The sequence below is a fragment of the Ruegeria sp. HKCCD7303 genome, assembly GCF_013111185.1.
GTDB lineage: Bacteria > Pseudomonadota > Alphaproteobacteria > Rhodobacterales > Rhodobacteraceae > Ruegeria.
Genome location: NZ_WVRE01000009.1, coordinates 80515 through 101063, shown reverse-complemented (window position 1 = coordinate 101063; position 20549 = coordinate 80515). Strand labels below are relative to the sequence as shown.

The window sequence follows — 20549 nt, the reverse complement described above, 5'->3', positions numbered from 1 at the left end:
ACCCATGTGATGAATATCGGATCGCCACAACGGGGTCCGGTATGAACCACTGCCTGTCCAGTCGGAGGGCAAAATTTCGTAAATCGCTCAAGGATGAGGATACGACACATGCGTACATTTGACTTTGCACCGCTGCACCGCGCCACCATTGGCTTTGATCAGATCGCCGATATGATGGATCGCGTTCTGACCAATGATGTGGCTCAGCCGAGCTACCCACCATACAATATCGAAAAAACTAACGCCGACACCTACCGCATTTCGGTCGCTGTTGCCGGTTTTTCGGAAAATGACCTGTCCGTCGAAGTGAAAGAGAATTCGCTGATTGTCGCTGGCAAGAAAGCTGCCGAGGACAAGGATCGCAGCTATCTGCACCGCGGCATCGCCACCCGCGCGTTCGAGCGTCGTTTTGCACTGGCTGACCACGTCCGCGTCACGGGCGCAAGCCACGAAAACGGCATGCTGAACATCGACCTGAAGCGCGAAGTGCCCGAGGCGCTGAAACCACGCCGTATCGAGATCACTTCGGCCAAGGCCATCGAGAAGGACGTCGTTGACGCCAAGGCTGTCAACTAACGCGCCTTAACGTTCCGCGGCAGTCGCCTCCTCCCTGACTGCCGCAACACCCGCCCCGCGTTCCTCCAGACGCGGGGCGATGTTTTTTTGTCATCGGGACGTTCGGTAGGCGGACAACTCTGCCATTTGGCATATCGGAACGAGTGTCGGCTATTGGTCGTCGGTAAACTTGATACAGAACGCTTACAGTACCTTTTGTGCTTAGACGCAACTTTGGTACTGGGTGGGTCATTGACGTTAGCGTCAATCATGGAGTTTTCTTTATTTTGAAAGCATCTTTCCGGTTTTATAAAGTCGTCGCGCAGTGACTTCGATCAAATCCGTAAGCCTTCCGCGCTTCTCCATTTGCAAAACGCCCGCGTCCAACGATCGAAGCACTGAATCAATGTCAGTCGTTTCAATTTCGTAAACTGTTAAGTACTTTCCCTTGCCCTCACACACTTCGGCACGTTCATAGCGTGAATTCAAATCAGCTTCACAGATGTATCGGGTGGCACGCAGGATTCCTTTGATGGCGAGGACATCCGGCAGGTCGATGTCGTCATACCACTGATTGTACTCATCCTCCCGAGAAGGATCGACGCAATTGGATTCTACGACGAAAATATGCGTGACCATGGTGAAACAGTCTCCGTATTGAGGGGTCCTAATTGAGTGTTAGTGCATGATTGGCCTTGGTTCCATTAGCCCCTGAAGTTTCTATCATTCCAATTTCTCAAACCGATCGTTCGTGCCTGGCGCAGCATCGGTCAATATAGGCTCAAAGCTGACGCTAGAACCAAAATGACCCCGCACAATTTCGTGCGGGGCCCATTGACGTCTTGCAAATAAGTTAATTCCCAGCCGTGACTGACCCGATCGACCAGAACATCGTCTCGCCCGAGGCATCGTCAACGCCGTCATTGTCGGTCATCACAAACGCCTCGCCCGAGGGCAGGATGGCCAGACCTTCGATCTTGTCCAGAACATAACCACCGGTCGAGGTCAGGTCGGGCAGCAGGTCACGGACCTCTTGCTTGCTGACCACGGGCAATGCGCCGCCAAGTGGGGCCGGGGTCATTTCGGACAGCGGGATGCGGTAGACCTTTTTGGTTACGGCGCGGTGGTCATGTTGGTTGTCGCGCTCGATGACATAGACATGATCACCAAAGGCCACGATTTCCGACAGACCGACCCAGCCCTTTTCCGGGTCTGCCTTGGGGTAATGCACGGCACCCCACTCCTTAGTCTCAAGGTTGTAGGCCACCAGTTTCACGTGGTTTTCCGGATCATCCTTCCATTCGCGCTGAACTGCCATCCACAGGGTATTGCCCACCTTGGTGATGCCTTCGAAACCAAAGCGTTTCTCAACTGCCATCAGTTCCGGCGGCAGGCCGATCTCGCCCTTGCGGTCCTTGATCAGACCATCTGCCGAGACGTGATAGATCGCATGGGGGATGACGCGGTCGGTGCGGCCTTCGGAGACGACGTAGAAACCACCTTGGCCGTCCAGCGTGATGCCCTCCAGATCCAGCTTCTGCGCCGGATTACCGTCCTGACGGTGGATGCGGATCACGTCCACGATCCGTGCCGGGCTCTGGCTGGGGTCGATCTTGAAGATCGACGGCTGGAAGCCATAAAAGCTGTCATTGACCGCATAGATCATGCCGTCCTCATCCGCGACCAAGCCGGACAGAGCCCCCCATCCGATCAGTTCATCCGCACCTTCCGAGGTTAGATGCGGATAGTTGGCCGGGGCGTCCTGATATTCGAAGATCGAAACATGCGCGCGTGGGCCGCCATCTTCGATCAGGTCTTTCTCGTTGGCCGAGATCAGAAGGTTGCGTTCGGGGATTGCAACATAGCCTTCCGGTCCAACGCCTGAAGGCAGCAGTTGTTTCAGCACTGGGTTGGCTGGTTCGGTGGCGTCATAGACACCCACGACCGAGGCGCGCTCGGCCCCGACAAAGATCATTGGTGTGCCGCCAAAGGTGGCCGCGGTTACACTTTCCGGCTCAACGCCTTTGCTGTCTGAACGCTTGTCAGGGTAGTGGCCGATCTTAATGATGGCCTTCTCGAAATCGGTGCCGTTCTCGTAAACAACCGTGCCGTCTTTGTGGAAGATCGTCCAACCGCGCGACCCGCCTTCATAGTCACCTTCATTGGCGGTCGCGAAATGATTGTCGTCAATCCATTTCACCGCGTCCGGTTCGCGCAAACGACCCGGCTGGCTTTCGGTGAAGATCAGCGCGCCGCGCTCATCAGTGGCGTCGATGCTTTCCAGATCAACCGCGCCTGCCGAGAAATGGCTGACCACGTTGCCGTCCCTGTCGACCACTGCGATGTGGTTGTTTTCCTGCAATGTGACGACAATTTCACCCAGAGCGTTGATGTCAACGAACTCGGGCTCGGGGTCGGTGGGCGCGACCTCTGCCAAACCGGTTAGCGAGGCCATCGTCATACCCGCGCACTCCAGCGCGCCGTCTTTCAGTGGCACCAGTGCTAGCGATCCGGCGGGCAATTGTGGGATTATGCCATCGTTCAGGTCTTCGTCGCGTTCGTTTTCGATCGCAACGGCAACAAAGCTGCCATCCGGTGCGATGGCGACGCTGTCAGGCTGACCGCCCAGATCACAGGCACCGGTTTCGGCCTTGCTTGTGATATCGACTGAGATCAGTTTGCCGGACGGGGCGGTATAGCTTTCCGACGTGTTCACGCCGACAAAAGCCGTCGTGCCAACAATGCCCACGGAGGTCGGTTCGCCGCCCACTTCCATCGCGCCCAGCGGGGCCGGGTTCGCGGGGTTAGTGATGTCGATCATGCCGATCACGGCCAATGGGCTGTCGGTATAAACCAGCGTCATACCATCCGCGGTGGCCGCGATGATCTCGGGCGAGGTTTCTCGGGTGGTGTCGGCCCCTTCGGCTATGTTCTTGACGACTGGAAAAGACGCAATTCGGTTGAAGTTCATCTCTGCCACGGCCTGACCGGCGGTCAGGGCAAGGGCAGATGTCAGGCAGGCAAAACGCAAAGACATCGTTGAGTATCCCCTCTCAGTTGGATGAGAGGGGGATGAACGCAGGTCATTGCAGGGATGTGACGGTTTATTTGCAGTTTTATGACAAACCGAATGGCCCCGGCGCTTTGCACCGGGGCCAGGTCAGATTAAACCGACATGCAGACGTATTTCATTTCCAAATAGTCTTCCATACCGTGGTGGCTGCCCTCACGGCCCAGACCGGATTGCTTGACGCCACCGAACGGGCCCAGCTCGGTTGAGATGATGCCCGTGTTCACGCCTACGATGCCATATTCCAGCGCCTCGGCCACTTTGTAGACGCGGCTCAGGTCCTTGGCGTAGAAGTAAGAGGCCAGACCAAAGATCGTGTCATTGGCCATGGCGATGACATCGTCCTCATCTTCAAACTTGAACAAAGGCGCCAACGGGCCAAAGGTTTCGTCCTGCGCGACCAACATATCCTGGGTCACACCGGTCACAATGGTCGGCTGGAAGAACGTGCCACCCAGATCATGCGGCAGGCCACCGGTCAAAACCGCGCCGCCCTTGTCGGTGACGTCCTTGATATGCTCTTCAACTTTGGCGACAGCTTCAGCATTGATCAGCGGGCCGGTTGTGGTTCCGTCGGTCAGACCGTCACCTACCTTGAGCGCCTCGGTGGCGGCTTTCAGCTTGGCTGCGAAGGCGTCGTAAACGCCAGCCTGCACGTAGATACGATTGGCGCAGACGCAGGTCTGACCGTTGTTGCGGAACTTGCACATCATCGCGCCTTCGACCGCTGCATCCAGATCGGCGTCGTCGAACACGATAAACGGAGCATTGCCGCCCAATTCCATCGAGCATTTCATCACCTGATCGGCAGCCTGTTTCAGCAAGATGCGACCGACCTCGGTTGAACCGGTGAAGGTCAGCTTGCGCACGCCGGGGTTTTCGCAGAATTCCTTGCCGATTTCGCTGGCGCGCGACGACGGAACCACGTTGAACACACCAGCCGGAATGCCAGCCTTTTCGGCCAAAACGGCCAGAACCAGAGCGGACAAGGGTGTTTCCTTGGCCGGGCGCGCAACAAACGCACACCCAGCGGCCAGGGCAGGACCGGCTTTGCGGGTGATCATTGCGTTGGGGAAGTTCCATGGTGTGATCGACGCCGCAACACCAATCGGTTGTTTCAGCACCATGATCCGCTTGTCACGCTGATGCCCCGGGATCATCTCACCGTAGACACGCTTGGCTTCTTCGCCGAAGAATTCGATGAAGGACGCGCCATAGCCGATCTCACCAATCGCCTCGGCAAGTGGTTTGCCTTGCTCGGCCGTCAGGATTTTGCCCAGATCCTCAGCGTTTTCCATCATCAGATCGAACCAGCGGCGCAGGATCACCGCACGTTCCTTGCCGGTCAGTTTGGCCCATTCCTTTTGCGCGGCTTCAGCTTGTGCAACCGCTCCGGCAACCTGGGCACGGCTGACATCGGCCACTTCAGCGACTACGTCACCGCGTGCGGGGTTGGTCACGTCAAACGTCCCGTTATCCCCGTCCACCCATTGGCCGCCTATATAGGCTTTCGTCGCCAGCAGTTCAGGGTTCTTCAAAATCGACTTCAGGTCTGTAGTTGCGTCCAGCATGGGCCAGCCTCCGGCAGGAATAATGTTTGCGCGCACCCAATCAGCGGGTTCGAAACTGTCTATGGCCACTTCGCCCCCTAAATCAATCCAGATTTGGCTGAATAGTGTGTGATTTTCGTATACCGATCCACGTTAGGCTGCAGCCAGCCGCCTATCTTTTTTGCCCCGAGTTTGCAAAAGTCTGGTGGAAAAATTAGCGCAGGGGGATGTAAATCGGTGTAACATTCCCTATCTTATTGGTTAAACAGACAAAAAGGGACACCAGAAATGTCGAACCAGCAATTCGAAGCCCTTATAGAAGAAACTCAGGCAAAAGTGCGTGAGTCCCAGTCGCAAATCGAAGGGCTGACCTCACGGATTGAGGCTGCGCGGGCCAAGATCGGCACCGCCGAGGCGGATATCGACATTGAAAACGCAACGCTCGAGGATGTTCACACCCATACCGAGGTGATGAATGCCAATATCGCCGAGCTGATCATGGGGCTGGACGACGTTACAAACGCGTTTTCCAAAGATTTCGACGAAATGCGCTCGAAAACCGGGTGGGAGTCGTTTGTTGGCATCTTCTCGAAAGGTAAGTCCGAGTCGATGCGGCAGGAACGGATGCGCACGGCCAATATCGACGACAAGCTGCAAGACCTGATCGCTAAATCAGATGTGATCGTGCAATTGTTGCAGGGGCAGCTGTCCGTACTGGAAGAGCAGCGCGTCAAAGTTGAGGACAACTTGACCGGCACACTGGATGACCGTGAGGCGACCGTGGCCGAGCTTGAGGCGTTGCGCGCCGAGATCCAAGGCATGGATCCGACCATTATCACGCTGGAAAACAAGATCAGCGTTGAACAGGACGCCACTGCACGGACCCAGTTAGAGACTGAATTGGCCGAGCTGAACAAGCAATACAACGCCAAGGTTCAGGAAGAGCAGGTCAAGCTGGCCAAGTCTCAGACGCTGGAGCGCTATATCGAAAAGGGCAAGACCTGGGTCGACTCACTGCAGAACCAGGCGGCGACTCAGATGGTGCTGATCAACAAGCTGCAGACAGACACGCAGCAGCGCGTGGTGCTGTATGACGCGCTGACCAAATCGCTGAAAACCGCGCAGCAGCAGGACGTGGCGCACCGCATCAACGAAATCGGCGTGCAGACCGACCAAGAGGCGCAAACTGCAATGGCCGCCATCGGCACCGCGACCAACCAGAAAATGGCGGATATGCTTGAAGCGCACGAGGACCACATGGTTTTTGCCCGCGACGTGCTGGAGAAAAAGGCCAAGGCGGACGAACGCTTTGCCCGCCGGTTTGCGTCTATTGTCGAGAAGCATGATAAAAATTTGTATGGGGGTTAAACCCTGATGTGGAGCTGGAAAGTATTTTGCAGGTTTGGCCTCTTGGGCATTTTTTTCACGATTGCAGGGGGATTAGTCTCCTTTCTCTCTGGTGTCGGTGTTTCGTTGTCGAAAATTGGTGCCGTCGCTGATCAGGTTGCCAGCCAAGAGGCAGTAAACGGAATTGTGTTCGCAGCACTTTTTCTGGCAATTATTTTCATCTTGGTTGGGTGTCTTGGAAATCTAGCCCGCGCGCTGTTTTCAATGACTGCTCACACCATTCGGAGCCGCGAGCCACAATTCTTCAATGTGCGCCAATCGGAGGCCAATATGCTCTTTAGCTTCTTTGAACTTGATGCATTTGGAAGAGTGCTTTCTGTCAAGGATGAAGGGCAGTGATTTCAGAAGTTGAAATGCTGCCGAGAACCGCAAATGACTGACCCCACCCAAGACCATGTCGGCCTGACCGACACCTTCGCCTCGCGCCGCTATTTCCGCAAATTTGAGGTGATCACTGTCCACCTCCTGCGCGTGGCCGCGACGATGGAGGCGGAGGGCGCGATCAGCAAGCAAGAGGTGCGGATCGTGTCGCGGTATCTCTCGGGGTTGCTCTATACCTTCCGCGCACTGTCCATGAAATACCTGCTGGTCGGGCGCGATACTGGGCGGTTCTTTGGCAGCCTGGCCATGGACAAGCGCGACAGCGGGTTTCCGGTGGCGGCCGAATTGTTGACCATGGCCAATGACGCGCAGCAGGCGCAGGTGCATCTGGCGAATATGCCCTCGGAAGACGACCTGAAAACCGACATGGTTCGGACAATTATTGGCGACCGGGAGATCCCCACCAAGCTGCAATTCGCCCTGTCACAAAGGCTCTTTTATGAAGAATTACTGAAAGGTCAGCTGTTCTGGGCCCGCAACGATCCCGAATGCCATTGGATCGGGAATGAGGGGGATCGGCGCAAGTTCATGATCCACTGGGCGGTCTATGACAGCCAGATCAACCTGCCGGTCATCTACTTGATGCAGCTTGAGGACAGCGGCAAGACGGCCCTGCCCAAGGACCAGCGCCGCTGGCCCGAGGTGCAGGCGCATCTGATGGCGCAGTCTTTGGGCGGTTTGAAACTGGTGACCATCGCCAAGGGCTTCGACCAGGATTTTGACGACCTGCATCCCAAACACCTGCGCCGCATTCATGTGGGGCCAATGTATTCCTCGGCCTATACCGAGCAATCGGGTCCTTTGCGGCAGGTGCTGGAGGACGCACAGGCACCCGAAGGTCAAGATTGGGCACTGGCCTGGACCACCGAGGAGCTGGAAAGCGAAGAGGTCATCGAAGAACGCGCCGGATGGTTTTCAACCGTCGAGCGCGAGATTTTCGCGCTGGATCCGTTTGGCGGGCAGGGCGCTGAGACCGGGGCCACGCGGACGCAGCGGTCGATCATCCTGCCCCAACGCCCCTTTCAGGTGCTGGCCGAGCGCAACCCGCCGGGGTTTGCCGATGTGCGCAAATTCGTCGTTAGCAAGGCAGGACAGGTGTTGCGCTATTGAGTTTTTCGCCTTCGGCGACCGTATTTTGGACGAGAAGAAGATGCAGGGTTGAGCAAATGAGTTTGACGTCAGATCAGATGGAATTGCGCGAAGACGATATTCGCAAACATTACCCGGCGGCGACCGCCTTGCTGAATGGGTTCGAACACGCGCCGCGGATTGCGAAACCGGTTGAAGTGGCGGTCGAGCGATCTCCGGGTGTCACGACCGGGAGGCGGTTTCGATCCACCACACCCGGTTTGGTGACGCGGCGCACTGTACGCGCAGACGGGGTGCATCTGGTTGAACGGATTGAGGCATCCGATGACGGCGATACGCTGGTCTCGCCGCCGCAGGCCACCACGCAACAGGCCATTCGCCGCGCCATCGCAATCGCTTTGGCTGTGGCCGAGGCTTATGCGGACCAGACACCGCTGGCCGATTTGAAGCGTGCGAACCTAGCCGGGGATCTGCCTGCCGCGCGGAAGGCCGAGTTCTCGGGTTTGCTGACCGCGGAGGCGCTTATCTCATCGCATGTGCTTGGAAATGCGCTGGCGTATCTGATGTCCTCACATCTAAGTGAAACCACCGTCGATATCGGCGAGGTCGAAGAGATCCTGACCGACAACGGCCAACTCGCCCTGCATGGCGCGCTGTGGGAGCTGGACCAAATGTTGGCCAAACACGCCCCTGACGACGCCCACCTGATCGCCGCCACAAGTGCCTATGCCGAGCAGTTGATGGAAAAGGCCGCCCTGCGTGCGCAGTCGGCGGACCATCTGGCCCCGTTCCAGAACGCCGCCTGGCATATCGACGCCGATGACCTGACGATCCGAGGGTTCGAGCCGGCCTCAAAGGCCAAATCCTCCACTCTGACCATGACGTTCAAGAAACCGAACGAGGTGGTGGGCAACCATATCGCCAAGTATCAGGCGATGAAGCTGGCCAAGATGCTGATGGCCTATGACTTCGACCGCCGCCTGAACCCGTTTGCGGAACTCGGCGGGTTCATCTTTACCTTCATGGGTGACGGCAAACCGGGCACCGGCAAGACCACCCTGATCCAGATGATGGCCGGGCTGATCAATGACTATTGCCAGAACGCGGGCTATCCGTTCCGCTATCAGAACCTGAGCACCGACAATATCGACAGCTATCAGGGCAAGTCCGGCCAGAACGCCAAAGCCTTTATCAATACGATCATTGATCCCTCGGTCATCGGTTTCGGGACCATCGACGATATAGACCAACTGGCGGGAAAACGCGGCGACCGGCAGTCCAGCGCGGGCCAACTGGAAATCACCGCTGTTCTGATGGAGAGCTTTGCTGGCGCCAACACCGTCGTGCGCGGCAATTGCACCTTTGGCATGTTCTCGAACTACCCCGAGAATGTGGACGACGCCCTGCGACAGCGGGCCGGCGCGCGGTTTCTGGTGGACGGGCCGCAAACGCGCGAGGATTACATCGACATCCTGCACCTGCTGATGGGCCGCAACCACGACATCCCGCTGGGCGAACACGAGGCTTACGCCGCGCAGGAGATCAAGAAGGCCGTCGCCGCCAGTTTCGAAAGCCATGCCCGCCCGCATGAGGACGCCCTGTTGCAGGTCTATGACCGGGTTTCGGGCGAGATCGGCCAGATGGACACGATTGCCAAGCTGGGCACCTACCTCAAGGCGATCCAGGCCGCGGATGAGCGGTTCACCGGCCGTGTGATCAAGAACATCACCGACGCGGTCAAGGTCCGCGCGATGGATTTCGAATTGCCCGACGAGTGGATGGAGAACCCCGACCTGTTCCTGTTCCACGACTACGACACCAAGAAAGCGATGATCGAAGACCTGCGCCAGCCGATCACGGTTGAGATGGTGATCCAAGAGATCAACCGCTACGCCGACAGCGAGTTCCGCTATGCCGACAAGAGCGACGAGGTCGCCATCGAGAACGCTGTCCGTGAGATGGGCCGGATGGAAGAGGCCAAGCGGCGGTATTTAAAAGGAAAGAACTTTGACTAGAAGATTTGTTATTGAAGCAGAAGGCTACCCGGAAATGCCTGGCATGATGCTGGTAACCGTCGAGGCTATGAAACAGGTAGGGGGCTCCGCAAGTATTTACGAACTTGACGAGAAGGTCGCGGAACTTGAAGGCGTTTCTGAGGAAGAACAATCCTTCATGATGACCGGAACTAACCAAGGCCAACCACGATTGAACTACTATCTGGCTTGGGCTCGAACCTTTTTGAAGAAGGGTGGTGCGCTCGAGAATTCCGCTCGTGGTATTTGGGCGTTAACTGAGTTCGGAAGCACCATAGATACAATTGACGATACTCAGCGAATAATCGACCAGGTTAACGAAGAAGAAAAAGCTAGAGCTCGCGAGCGCCGGAAGAAGAAACAACAAAACGGGGATGAGCCCGAGTTGTTTTCACCTTCTGATCAGAGTGGCAATATCGAAGAGACGCCTGATACAGAGACGTGGAAATCAAGGTTACTTACCACTCTAAAACAAATGGACCCATACGCCTTTGAACGTTTAGCACAGCGCTTGCTTCGGGAAGCAGGGTTTACCAAAGTCGAAGTCCGTGGAAAATCCGGTGACGGTGGAATCGACGGTGTCGGCGTTCTTCGGGTGAACCTCGTTTCGTTCCAGGTGTTCTTTCAGTGCAAACGCTACAAAGGAAGTGTTGGGTCATCGGAAATTCGCGACTTTAAAGGGGCGATGATGGGGCGAGCAGACAAAGGATTGTTCATAACGACTGGAAATTTCACCGCGCAAGCTTCGGACGAAGCTACAAGGGATGGGGCTACCGCGATTGACCTAATTGATGGGGATCGCCTGTGTGATTTGCTCAAAGAAAACGACCTTGGGGTTGCGACAGAAATGATTGAGTCGGTCACAATAGATGAGAAGTTCTTTGCCAGCGTTTAGTGTTAAATCAAAGGAAGGAAGGTCCGCTTAGTGATCCGCCTCATCGAAAAAGGCCTGATGTTCGGTAATCTTGTCCACATCTCCAGCCCGGCTCTGGTCGAGCGGTATAACCGCGCGTTGCAGCATCTGGCGGGCAAGACCACGGCGCTGACGGATTTCCATGTCGATATCTCGGGTTATTCGCCGGAGGTGGGGATTGAGCTGGAGGACACGCTCTACCTCAATCCCAACGGGGTCAACCGGCAGTTCATCCTGCTGACGACCGAACAGAAACGCGCGCCGCTGTTGAATGTCAAATTCTCGACCTCGCGTGATATCCTGCGTGAATTCATCGAGATGAACGAGGCGCAGTTGTTCGCCCTGACCGCCACCGATGCAGTGGCCGGAGAGCTGGTGAACTCAGTCTTCAAACTGTCCACACCGCGCGACCTGCTGAACCTGCGCAAAATCGAGATTGAGGCCGACACCGCAGGCGGCACCTTGCGCAAGGCCCAGCAACTGGCGGGGATGGTCGAACGGTTCAAGACCGAAGAGGATGCGTGGTTCGACGACGTATTGATCGCCAAGATGATCGAGACGGCCAAAGAAACCGGCGACGTCACCCGCAATCCGGTCCGTCTGCGCCACACGGATTTTGAGCAGCGCAATTTCTGGACCGCGCATTTTGGCGGGCTGTATCTGTTTCCGGATGTGGATCACCCGGCGGCCATCTGTATGGGCGAAAAGCCGGATGATCTGCCGATAAAGTACACCTTCGACCCGTCACAGCGGAACCAGATTGCCAAGTTTCTGGACTACAACGATCTGGTCGAACCGATTGTCAAAGCGCGCGGCGTGGATGCCGCCGCGATCCTGCAACAAAAGATGGATTTCCTGACCGTCGATGCGGCTGCGGATGCAGATGTCGACCTGACCGGGCTGGATCGCAGCGACATGCGTCGGCTGGCGCGCAACCACTCGGATCGCCTGCCCGAGGCTTATCACGGGCTCGCTCAATTGCTGCGCTGGGCGAGCGATGGGGGGCCATGGCCGCGTATCACCTCGGACCATCCGGCCTATTTCTATACTTTGCGCGCGGCGGATACACCGAACCGCGATCTGGTGAACATGCTGCTGTCTGAGTTGGCCCCGCTGGACCCGCGCCAGATGTTCATCTGCCATAAAGAGCTGTTCTACCGCACATATTCAGGTTGGCCCGAGAGCAAGAAAGCCTATGTTGCCGACTTCCTTGCGCGTGAGTATCAGGTGGACAAGCAAGGGGCCCGCGCCGCGTTGTTTGGGCATGAGCCGGATATGAGCGGCAATGACCGGGTCAGCGATGACATAATCGCTCGGGTCGGTCCCTGGGGTTCGGTGAGGAAAGGCTGATATGATCGGATTGTTGCGCCTGTTGCTGATCTTGCTGGTGGTCCAGACGATTGCCTATGTGGCGCTGTCTTTCTATTCGCGCGGCATTCGGCGGCGTAAGCTTGAGGACTGGTGGGATAAAAAAGGCAAAACGGGCAACAAAGAAGCCTTTGTCGAACGCGGATTGCATGTGTATGACAATTCGTTCCGGCGTAAACTGATCCTGGGTGTCTATATTGTGCCGTGGGTGGCGATTGGCGCGCTGATCTACATTGTGAATTACATGTGAGGATTTAGGCATGGCCTATGTGAAATGGGCGTTCATTATTATCTTCTGGGGTACGATTGCGGCGGTCTTGCAATACTCATTGCCGCAGCATGACATTGTGCGCATCGTCAATACCTATGAAGAACGGCAGGATCTGAACGACTGGACCCGGATTTTCTGGTCTGAACCCCAGGACCAGTCCGCAAGCCTTGCCAATCGGGACGTGCAGTTCATTCAGGCCGTTCGCGAAAGCGGTAAACCCATCGTCTATCGAAACGAGGATACTGGATGGGGTTGGCCCCCCTATTTCAAGTTCGATACCGCAAACCTGTATACCGAAGCCAATGATGCGAAATCGACCAAAGAGAATCCGAAATGGGTGGTTGTTACTCACTACGGCTGGCGCAACGAGTTTCTGTCGATCTTTCCAAACGCCATCTTCATCAACCATGTAGATGGGCCGGATGCGCGGATTATCCCCTGGTTCAACATCATATTCCTGACGATTTTCGCCGCGGTGGTCTGGGCGATATGGGTGCGCTGGCGCAGGTTCCGGGAGGCCCGGATCGACCCGATGATCGAAAACGTGGAAGACGGGCTGTATGCGGCGGGTGACGCAATTGAAGAACGGCGCACCAGGTTTCGACGCTGGCTGGACAGCTGGAAGTCAAAGTAAAGCGCAAGGGGCGTGCAATCAGCACGCCCTTCCGCCGTCACCTGACTATGAACTCTGCGTGCAGCGCGCCCGCTGCTTTTATGGTTTTCAAAATGTCGATCATGTCCTGAGGCGACACGCCCAGCGCGTTCAATCCAGCAACCACTTCGGACAGAGTTGTCGCCTCGGGGATTTCGGCAAGACCGGTGCCTTCTTCCTCTTCGATGCCAGCGATGGTGCGGGGCACGACCACTGTTTCACCTCTGGCAAACGGGTTGGGTTGCACTGCAATCGGGGCCTCTTGCACTGTTAACGTCAGATTACCCTGAGAGACAGCAACGCGCGAAATGCGGACCTCTTGACCCATAACGATGGTACCCGACCGCTGATCGACGACCACGCGCGCTTTTGTTTCCGGTTCAACCAGTATGTTTTCGATTCGCCCGATGGCATGGGCCGTTGATACCGCTTGCGTCGCGGCAATGTTAAGTTCAACCGTTCCCGAATCCCGCATGATGGCCACGGCCCTGTTGAACTCGGTATTGATCGCGGATTCGATCCGTGCGGCTGTGGTGAAATCGGGTTCTCTCAGAGCAAGACGCATTTGGGTCAGGGTCGACAGGTCAAAGTCAATTTCACGCTCAACCCGCGCGCCAGATGGTATGACGCCCGACGTTGGCACCCCACGCACCACCGAAGCGGCCTCACCTTCGGCAGAAACGCCGCCCGCCAAAATTGTGCCTTGAGCGACAGCATAAATTTGACCGTCGGCTGCGTTCAAAGGTGTCATGATCAGCGTTCCGCCCAACAGGCTGCTGGAATCGCCGATGGCCGAAACAGTCACATCGATCTGACCGCCCACCCTGGAGAAGGGTGGGAGGCTGGCTGTGACCAAAACCGCTGCCACGTTTTTTGGTCGAAAATCTTCGCCGTTCACGTTGACGCCCAGACGTTCGAGGATGTTGGACATGATTTCTTCGGTGAAGGGGGCATTGCGCAATCCATCACCGGTTCCATTCAAACCTACGACTAGGCCGTAGCCAACCAGATCGTTGCCGCGCACGCCGTCAAAATCGACCAGGTCCTTAAGACGGATTGCCCCCGCCCAAGCCAGGCTGGGAAGGAAGACCAAGATAAGTATCAGCGCCCTCATCTCAGAAAATTCACCAGCGATAGGTTCGCGTTGCGAACAGTTACGGAATACAAGCTTTCCAATTGGAACTGCACAGTTTGCAGTTTTGCCGCCGTTTCATAAGGGTCCGCCGCGATCAGTTCGTTTCGGCTGTATTCAAGGCTGGTGCGAGCAGCCGAATTGCGTGTCGCTGCCTCTTCTATACGGGCCTCCGCCGTGCCGACTTCGGCCCGGAGTTGCACGGTATCATCCTGCGCGTTGGCCAGATCAACACCCAACTGCGTGAACAGCATCGTGCGTTGATCTGGGGAAAGCGCCAATGCGCTGTCTGTGGCCAATGCGGCCACTGCAACGTCCCTGAGGGCGGCTTTGAAAGCCGGGTCCGTTGCAGTGATCGGCAGAGTGACGCTTTCATTTTCTGATACCTGCATCGGGGAAAGCGTGTTGTTCGATCCTTGGTAAATTACGGCGTCAAACCCGGCCGGGTCATTGAACCATGTGTCTGCTGCCAGACGGATATCTGACACAGTCGCAAGCCCGGTCAACTGCGGCCTCAGCGCCGCCAAAAGATCGTCTGATGATTGCAAAGGCGATACGTCGGTGGCCGTGCCGGAAAACAGGCTACGTCCACCGACGCGCGTGTTCAGCGCCGAGATCATCGTGTCCAGTTCGTTTTTCGCCTGCACCGATGCTTGTTCATGGTTCGCAGGCTGATTTGCGGTTCCATAAGCCAACAAGGATGCGGTCATTTCTCCGACAGAATCGCTGAAGGTTGTCAGGCTTAACTGCATGGCATCGGCGAACAGAGCCGCCTCAGATGTTGCTATGCCAAAGGCGTCGAGCCTGGCGAGGCTGCGATCCAAGTCGAGAAGCTGCGAATAATCGCCCCCCAACCGGCCTGAGATATCCTGTACCTGTCCAGTGGACATCTCAAACGAAAGCGTTTCGATCTGTGTTTTTATGTCTGTGGCACGCGTGCGCAAGGTCATACCGCGCGCCAGATCGCCGATAGATGTCAAAGTCATCGTTACAACCTCAGCAGAGTTTCAAGCAATTCATCCACGACCGAGATAACCCGTGCATTTGCGGCATATGTCTGTTCAACCTGCATGAGACGTTGCAGTTCCTGATCTGTATCTACACCTTGCTCGGCCTCGATCTGGGCCATTTGTTGTTGGGCGCTATTGGCGAAGGCCTCGCGTTGATCTGCTGCATGCGCATGTGCACCCGCTTTAGAGAGCAAAGCCTCGGTCAACTCGGCGGGACGCATGTTTCCTGTACCGAACACTCCGCCAGGTATCGGACGCGCGTCACTCAGGATGTTTCCGAAGGCACTTAGTTGAGCGGCTTGTCCGGGATCACCTGCTGTCACAGCGCCCAGACCCGAACGCAGCTTCCAGCTGTCTCCGCCAACGTCAGGATCCACCGTAGAATTGATTGCAATCCGAGAGGCGAGCCCGACAAAAGCGGTAGGATCAAACCGGTTGCCATTGTCGGTAAACAGGCCCGGATCGCTAACCAGGGCGGTGAGGTCCAGCCCCGACGTTTCGAACCGTTCGATCAGGTCGCGGGCAACAGTGTCCAGTTGCATCTGTGCCTCAATAGCCAGTTCATCGCGGATAGTGAACTGGGCCATCAGCGCTCCGCCACGAATCTGTGCGGTGTCACCGCTTGTGCGCACAGGGTTTCCGTTCATCTCCAACCCTGACAGAAGGCCGTTTGCCACCGTCATATGCGGCATGGTCTCACCCGTTGTGGAAAAGGTGAACTCTGACGCTTTGCCCTCCAGCAGTATTAAGCCGCCATCGGAATATAGCGACACCTGATCATTTACGCGCGGCACGACGTTGACCGGAATCATCGTGTTGACTTGATCGATCAGGACATGTCGTTGATCCAACAGGGCACCAATGTCTCCACCCGAGTTTTTAATGGCAGGAATCTTGGCGTTCAGGTCTTCGATATCCTGCAAAGTCCGGTTTAGGTTTTCAACTTGAGCGCCGATCTTGCGATCTGCGTCCGAGCGCGCCTGCCGCACGCCTTCAGATGCTTTATTCAGCGCGTTGGCCAGATCACCTGCCGAGCGCGCGACCTGATCTAGTCGTTCGACCGAATCAGGCAGGCTGGCTGCAGTTATGAAGCTGTTTTCCAAGTCCGACAGGCGCGTGGACAACGAGGACCCGTTCGCTGGAGATCCGACTAGTTGTTCGAAACGCGTATGAAAATCCGAAACTGCGGATTGTAACGCAAGTTCGGCGTCCGTTGACCGTCTGTTGGCGGTTAAAACAGGGTCCTGGTGCCGAACCACTCCAACCGTGCGGACGCCGTTGCCGGAAATCTGGCTGGTTGTCAGTTCAAGGGATCGGCGCGCGTAGCCCGGCGTCAGGGCATTTGCGATGTTCCCGGACACCACAGAGGCCCCTCGGCTGGCCGCTGTCAGCCCACCCAATGCATTGTTGAGTGCCGTCGACATGTTCATGAGGCCACTCCTTTCCTGTGATCAGACACTGGTTCAGCGTTTCAGATTCGTCGTTTCCTGCAGCATCTCATCCACCGTCTGGATCACCGTGGCGCTTGATGAATAAGCGCGCTGTGTCTGGATCAGAGAGGTGAGTTCGGTGGCGACGTCCGTAGTTGATTCTTCGCGGGCGAAGGAAACAAGATCTCCGGTCGGGCCGTCGCCTGCGTTCCACAGAAAGAATGTGCCGCTTTCACGTGACGGGGCGTAGGTCTGACTGTCCAACGCCGTCAGGCCATTGGGATTGGGCACGTCCGCGAGAGGAATCTGAAACATCCGGCGGCTGACGCCAGTATCGTAGAACGCATAGACATAGCCATTTTCATCCACTTGAACGCTAGTCATTGTACCAACGGCGGAACCATCTCGTGTGATCGAAACCGGTGCAAAGGTGTCAGAGAGCTGGGTTATTCCATCGTCATCGCCGATCATGCCGATATTTATCTCCATTGGACCGCCGGCAACGTTGACCATGACGCTGCCGGTCGTTGGGTCGTATGCGCCACCTGATACTGCCGCGACACTGGCCAGAGTGCCGCCTGCGGTTCGGTTGTCGGTGAAAGTTAGTGTGTATTCCCCGATGATTGCGCCGCCAGAGGCGGAATCGCGCAGAACCATAGTCCATTCATTGCTGCTGCCGGTCGCCGGAACGGTTGGGATCAGCTGGATATCAACGCTTTCGGATTTGCCAAGGTTGTCAAAATACTCGACCGACAAAGGTTGAACGTCGCCCGGAGCGCCCGCATCGGTCGCGGTGGCGGGCAAGTTCATGCGCAGGTTCATTTCTGTTGTTGGGGCGCCTGAGAGCTGATTGACGCTCAGTTGAATGGGTTCAAGTGCAGCGGGTGTGTCGCGGGGTACAGACGGAATGATCCCATCCGGACCAGCGCGCCATCCTAGAAGAACAAGGCCGGATTCGGTTACCAGATACCCTTCTTCGTTGGTGCGGAACGATCCGGTTGTGGTCAAAAGCATTTCGTTCGAGTTATTGCCGATTTGCGAACTAGGGCGCACTGGCAACATCCCGCGCCCGCGAACCGCGAGGTCGGTGGAGTTGCTGGTTGTTACCAAGGGTCCGCGCTGATCAATCATGCGCTGGCTTGTCGTGCGCACGCCACCTGCCGAATAGCTGCCACCTTGACCCGATGTGACCATAGAATGAAAATCCGTCTCGACCCGCTTGTACCCATAGGTCGAGGAATTCGCGATGTTGTCGGAAATCGTTGCCAGCCTGTTGGCGTTGGCTTTCAGCGCTGCCACGCCGGCATTGAGCGAAGAGGAAATGGTCATGGGCGCGCCCTTCTGTTGCGTCAGTCGTTGATGCAACAGGTAACGCGCTGCCCCTTAACAGCGCGCTAACATGTAAAATGCGTTCTATCCTTTAGGGGTGACGCAGGAAGATCACTTCGACCCTGTTGTTCCGCGGGGCCATTGGGTTTTTAGCAAATAACTCACGGTCTGCATGGCCGGTGACGCGATCCATCCGCCGTGCCGTCACGCCCTTGTCCTGCAGCAACTGGCGCAGTTTTTGCGCTCGTGCAGTAGACAGATCCCAGGCGGTGTTGCGGGCCTGTACAACAGGCGAGGCGCTGACATGGCCTTCAACGGCGATCGAATTTGTCACTAAATCCGAGGATCGGGCGATGATCAGGGCCAGCGCGCGCAGGAAGCGGGTTGGCGTGTCGGATCCCGATTCGAACAATGCCTGATCCTCGGTGTCAAAGAGTTCGACGACAAGTCCTTCGTCAGTGACGCGTGTGACAATGTGCTTGAGCAGCTTGTCCGACACATCGCTTTCGCCGGTGCGGCCAAGCAGTTGGGCTTCAAGCGTCGAGAAGTCTTCCTTGTTCCCTTTGCCGCCACCCTGTGCATCCACGCCGACGGACCCACGGGCCAGGCGCGACTCGGTTGCGTACTTGGTTATAGCCCCTTGGCCGTCCCGCAGCAGCGTGTCTTCTGACAGCATACTGTCGCCACCAAAAGCGCCGTCACCGCCCCCGGATTCCGGGCTCAGCGGGATTGTCGGCGCGAAGTAATCCGCCAACCCCTTGCGTTGTTGTTCCGTTGTTGCGTTCAGCAGCCACATCAACATGAAGAAGGCCATCATGGCCGTAACAAAGTCGGCATACGCGACTTTCCACGCGCCGCCATGATGGCCATCGCCACCTGACACACGCTTCTTCTTGATGATGATTGGCGCCGCGTTTGTTTGCGCACCCATCTCCACCACCTTTTTATCACCCAACTCTGTGACTAGCAGCGGAGGACTTAAGGTGGCCTTAACACTTAAAACTGTTCAGAATTCGCTTAACGCGGTACCCCGACCGATGCGCGGCGCAGAATCAGAGACAGTCGACTAAAGCTGTTTTCGATCCCTTCGGAATCCGGTTTACCGAAAAACGAATCCAATTCGTCGTGAACGCGCACGGCCTGATCCAAAAGCGGGTCTGACCCTTCGGCATATAGCCCGGCCTTTATCATCACTTCTGACTGTTCGTAGCTTCCGACAAGTCTGCGTGTTTCCGAAATCATATGGTTTTCCGCCTCGGACGCCGCCCCCGGCAAACTGCGGGACACGGACCTGCTGAGATCGATGGCGGGGAAACGCCCACGTTCGGCGATGTCACGGCTAAGCACGATATGCCCGTCCAGCACGCCGCGCAGAATGTCTGCGACAGGTTCATCCATGTCCGATCCGGCCACCAGCACGCTGAACACGGCGGTGATATACCCCTGATCCTGCGCGCCCGGTCCTGCGCGTTCACACAGATTGGCGATCAGGGGTGTGACCGAAGGCGGATACCCGCGCAGAGACGGCGTTTCCCCCATGGCGACGGCAATTTCCCGGTGTGCTTCAGCAAAACGGGTCACTGAATCGGCCAGAAACAGGACGTTCAGGCCCTGATCGCGCAGGAATTCTGCTGTCGACATCGCTGACCAAGCGCAGCGCCTGCGGGACAAGGCCGATTGGTCCGAAGTCGCTGCCACCACGATGGTCCGCTGCATGGCCTCCGGACCGATGGCATGGGCAACAAATTCATTTACTTCGCGCCCCCGCTCACCAATCAGTGCAACTACGACTGCATCCGCCCGCATGGAGCGTGCCAGAGTTGACAGGAGCGTCGATTTCCCAACGCCCGACCCGGCAAACAACCCGACCCTCTGACCGCGCACGATCGGTAGCATTGTGTTTAGAACGGACAACCCCGTGGCCATCCGCTCTCCCAACGGTTTGCGTGTTACAGCTGGCGGCGGGGCCTGCATGATATCGCGGTCCTGCGCCCCGTTCAGCAGAGGTTTCCCGTCAAGCGGTTTGCCAAATGGATCGATAACACGCCCCAACCAGTGCAGGCCCGGTGCGAAACCCGGAGAGGGGTCAAGATACACGCGGTCCCCCAGACTGACACCATCTGGTGCGGCGCCTGGCATCATATGAACATGATCCGCATCCACATGCAGCACTTCACCTGAGACATCAGGCCCCGAGCGCCGCTGCAATGTAAGCAGGTCGCCAATTCGCGCGTGACTGTTCAGGCCGCTGATCTCGATCAGACCCTGCGCGACGCCACTGACCAGCCCCACATGACGGACCGCAGTCATCCTGTCGAATTCATGTTTCAGAAGCATCGGGTCGAGATCTGACATCGTG

Annotated in this window: 18 protein-coding genes; 9 read left to right on the top strand and 9 right to left on the bottom strand. The window is 56.8% G+C overall.

The features are described 5' to 3' along the window. The first annotated feature begins 108 nt into the window (after window positions 1–108). Window positions 109–576 (top strand): Hsp20 family protein, encoded by a 468-nt coding sequence (locus tag GS630_RS19260; protein WP_171621155.1) that lies wholly within the window; start codon window positions 109–111, stop codon window positions 574–576. Window positions 577–837: 261 nt separating this feature from the next. Here GS630_RS19260 and GS630_RS19255 read toward each other — a convergent pair whose 3' ends face one another. From GS630_RS19255 to GS630_RS19245, 3 genes are all read right to left on the bottom strand, one after another. Continuing rightward, complete coding sequence (locus GS630_RS19255) at window positions 838–1194, bottom strand: hypothetical protein (RefSeq protein ID WP_171181072.1); 357 nt, start codon at window positions 1192–1194, stop codon at window positions 838–840. 214 nt (window positions 1195–1408) lie between these two features. Continuing rightward, window positions 1409–3592: an esterase-like activity of phytase family protein gene (locus tag GS630_RS19250; RefSeq protein WP_171621154.1), complete on the bottom strand. Its 2184-nt coding sequence runs from the start codon at window positions 3590–3592 to the stop codon at window positions 1409–1411. A gap of 128 nt (window positions 3593–3720) precedes the next feature. After that, the gene (locus GS630_RS19245; RefSeq protein WP_171181076.1) at window positions 3721–5196 is read right to left on the bottom strand and encodes an NAD-dependent succinate-semialdehyde dehydrogenase; all 1476 of its coding nucleotides are present in this window, start codon (window positions 5194–5196) and stop codon (window positions 3721–3723) included. Window positions 5197–5463: 267 nt separating this feature from the next. On the opposite strand from GS630_RS19245, the gene GS630_RS19240 reads away from it, so the two are divergent. Genes GS630_RS19240 through GS630_RS19205 form a run of 8 tightly spaced genes read left to right on the top strand, consistent with a single transcriptional unit; the run spans window position 5464 to window position 13271 of the window. Continuing rightward, window positions 5464–6543 carry a hypothetical protein gene (locus GS630_RS19240; protein WP_171621153.1) on the top strand — a complete coding sequence of 360 codons (1080 nt, stop codon included), beginning with the start codon at window positions 5464–5466 and terminating at the stop codon, window positions 6541–6543. A 42-nt stretch (window positions 6544–6585) separates the two neighbouring features. Further along, on the top strand, window positions 6586–6921 hold the full coding sequence (locus tag GS630_RS19235) for a hypothetical protein (RefSeq protein WP_171621152.1): 336 nt from the start codon (window positions 6586–6588) through the stop codon (window positions 6919–6921). A gap of 33 nt (window positions 6922–6954) precedes the next feature. Continuing rightward, on the top strand, window positions 6955–8073 hold the full coding sequence (locus GS630_RS19230) for a hypothetical protein (protein WP_171181082.1): 1119 nt from the start codon (window positions 6955–6957) through the stop codon (window positions 8071–8073). 56 nt (window positions 8074–8129) lie between these two features. Then, on the top strand, window positions 8130–10067 hold the full coding sequence (locus GS630_RS19225) for an ATP-binding protein (protein ID WP_171621151.1): 1938 nt from the start codon (window positions 8130–8132) through the stop codon (window positions 10065–10067). Beyond that, window positions 10060–10980: a restriction endonuclease gene (locus GS630_RS19220; protein ID WP_209509746.1), complete on the top strand. Its 921-nt coding sequence runs from the start codon at window positions 10060–10062 to the stop codon at window positions 10978–10980. Before GS630_RS19225 ends, GS630_RS19220 begins: the two co-directional genes overlap by 8 nt. A gap of 30 nt (window positions 10981–11010) precedes the next feature. Then, the gene (locus tag GS630_RS19215) at window positions 11011–12348 is read left to right on the top strand and encodes a DUF6638 family protein (protein ID WP_171181085.1); all 1338 of its coding nucleotides are present in this window, start codon (window positions 11011–11013) and stop codon (window positions 12346–12348) included. A 1-nt stretch (window position 12349) separates the two neighbouring features. Then, window positions 12350–12616 carry a hypothetical protein gene (locus tag GS630_RS19210; protein WP_171181087.1) on the top strand — a complete coding sequence of 89 codons (267 nt, stop codon included), beginning with the start codon at window positions 12350–12352 and terminating at the stop codon, window positions 12614–12616. 10 nt (window positions 12617–12626) lie between these two features. Next, the gene (locus tag GS630_RS19205; RefSeq protein ID WP_171181089.1) at window positions 12627–13271 is read left to right on the top strand and encodes a DUF1523 family protein; all 645 of its coding nucleotides are present in this window, start codon (window positions 12627–12629) and stop codon (window positions 13269–13271) included. A gap of 37 nt (window positions 13272–13308) precedes the next feature. On the opposite strand, the gene GS630_RS19200 is transcribed toward GS630_RS19205, so the two are convergent. From GS630_RS19200 to GS630_RS19175, 6 genes are all read right to left on the bottom strand, one after another. Then, a complete protein-coding gene (locus tag GS630_RS19200; RefSeq protein ID WP_171181091.1) occupies window positions 13309–14403 on the bottom strand; it encodes a flagellar basal body P-ring protein FlgI in 1095 nt (364 codons plus the stop codon). Beyond that, complete coding sequence (locus GS630_RS19195; protein ID WP_171181094.1) at window positions 14400–15407, bottom strand: flagellin; 1008 nt, start codon at window positions 15405–15407, stop codon at window positions 14400–14402. The genes GS630_RS19200 and GS630_RS19195 overlap by 4 nt, the downstream gene beginning before the upstream one ends. A 2-nt stretch (window positions 15408–15409) precedes the next feature. Next, window positions 15410–16861 carry a flagellar hook-associated protein FlgK gene (gene flgK / locus GS630_RS19190; protein WP_171621150.1) on the bottom strand — a complete coding sequence of 484 codons (1452 nt, stop codon included), beginning with the start codon at window positions 16859–16861 and terminating at the stop codon, window positions 15410–15412. Window positions 16862–16894: 33 nt separating this feature from the next. Continuing rightward, a complete protein-coding gene (locus GS630_RS19185; RefSeq protein ID WP_171621149.1) occupies window positions 16895–18190 on the bottom strand; it encodes a flagellar hook protein FlgE in 1296 nt (431 codons plus the stop codon). A 91-nt stretch (window positions 18191–18281) separates the two neighbouring features. Next, window positions 18282–19121 (bottom strand): flagellar motor protein MotB, encoded by an 840-nt coding sequence (locus GS630_RS19180; protein WP_171621148.1) that lies wholly within the window; start codon window positions 19119–19121, stop codon window positions 18282–18284. Window positions 19122–19207: 86 nt separating this feature from the next. Next, window positions 19208–20545, bottom strand: a complete 1338-nt coding sequence (locus GS630_RS19175) for a FliI/YscN family ATPase (RefSeq protein WP_171621147.1) — start codon at window positions 20543–20545, stop codon at window positions 19208–19210. Window positions 20546–20549 lie beyond the last annotated feature (4 nt).

What these genes read in the sequence shown, in the direction of transcription:
- GS630_RS19260 (WP_171621155.1), top strand. Translation starts at nt 109, where the DNA reads ATGCGTACATTTGACTTTGCACCGCTGCACCGCGCCACCATTGGCTTT.
- GS630_RS19255 (WP_171181072.1), bottom strand. Translation starts at nt 1,194, where the DNA reads ATGGTCACGCATATTTTCGTCGTAGAATCCAATTGCGTCGATCCTTCT.
- GS630_RS19250 (WP_171621154.1), bottom strand. Translation starts at nt 3,592, where the DNA reads ATGTCTTTGCGTTTTGCCTGCCTGACATCTGCCCTTGCCCTGACCGCC.
- GS630_RS19245 (WP_171181076.1), bottom strand. Translation starts at nt 5,196, where the DNA reads ATGCTGGACGCAACTACAGACCTGAAGTCGATTTTGAAGAACCCTGAA.
- GS630_RS19240 (WP_171621153.1), top strand. Translation starts at nt 5,464, where the DNA reads ATGTCGAACCAGCAATTCGAAGCCCTTATAGAAGAAACTCAGGCAAAA.
- GS630_RS19230 (WP_171181082.1), top strand. Translation starts at nt 6,955, where the DNA reads ATGACTGACCCCACCCAAGACCATGTCGGCCTGACCGACACCTTCGCC.
- GS630_RS19225 (WP_171621151.1), top strand. Translation starts at nt 8,130, where the DNA reads ATGAGTTTGACGTCAGATCAGATGGAATTGCGCGAAGACGATATTCGC.
- GS630_RS19210 (WP_171181087.1), top strand. Translation starts at nt 12,350, where the DNA reads ATGATCGGATTGTTGCGCCTGTTGCTGATCTTGCTGGTGGTCCAGACG.
- GS630_RS19205 (WP_171181089.1), top strand. Translation starts at nt 12,627, where the DNA reads ATGGCCTATGTGAAATGGGCGTTCATTATTATCTTCTGGGGTACGATT.
- GS630_RS19200 (WP_171181091.1), bottom strand. Translation starts at nt 14,403, where the DNA reads ATGAGGGCGCTGATACTTATCTTGGTCTTCCTTCCCAGCCTGGCTTGG.
- GS630_RS19195 (WP_171181094.1), bottom strand. Translation starts at nt 15,407, where the DNA reads ATGACTTTGACATCTATCGGCGATCTGGCGCGCGGTATGACCTTGCGC.
- flgK (WP_171621150.1), bottom strand. Translation starts at nt 16,861, where the DNA reads ATGAACATGTCGACGGCACTCAACAATGCATTGGGTGGGCTGACAGCG.
- GS630_RS19185 (WP_171621149.1), bottom strand. Translation starts at nt 18,190, where the DNA reads ATGACCATTTCCTCTTCGCTCAATGCCGGCGTGGCAGCGCTGAAAGCC.
- GS630_RS19180 (WP_171621148.1), bottom strand. Translation starts at nt 19,121, where the DNA reads ATGGGTGCGCAAACAAACGCGGCGCCAATCATCATCAAGAAGAAGCGT.
- GS630_RS19175 (WP_171621147.1), bottom strand. Translation starts at nt 20,545, where the DNA reads ATGTCAGATCTCGACCCGATGCTTCTGAAACATGAATTCGACAGGATG.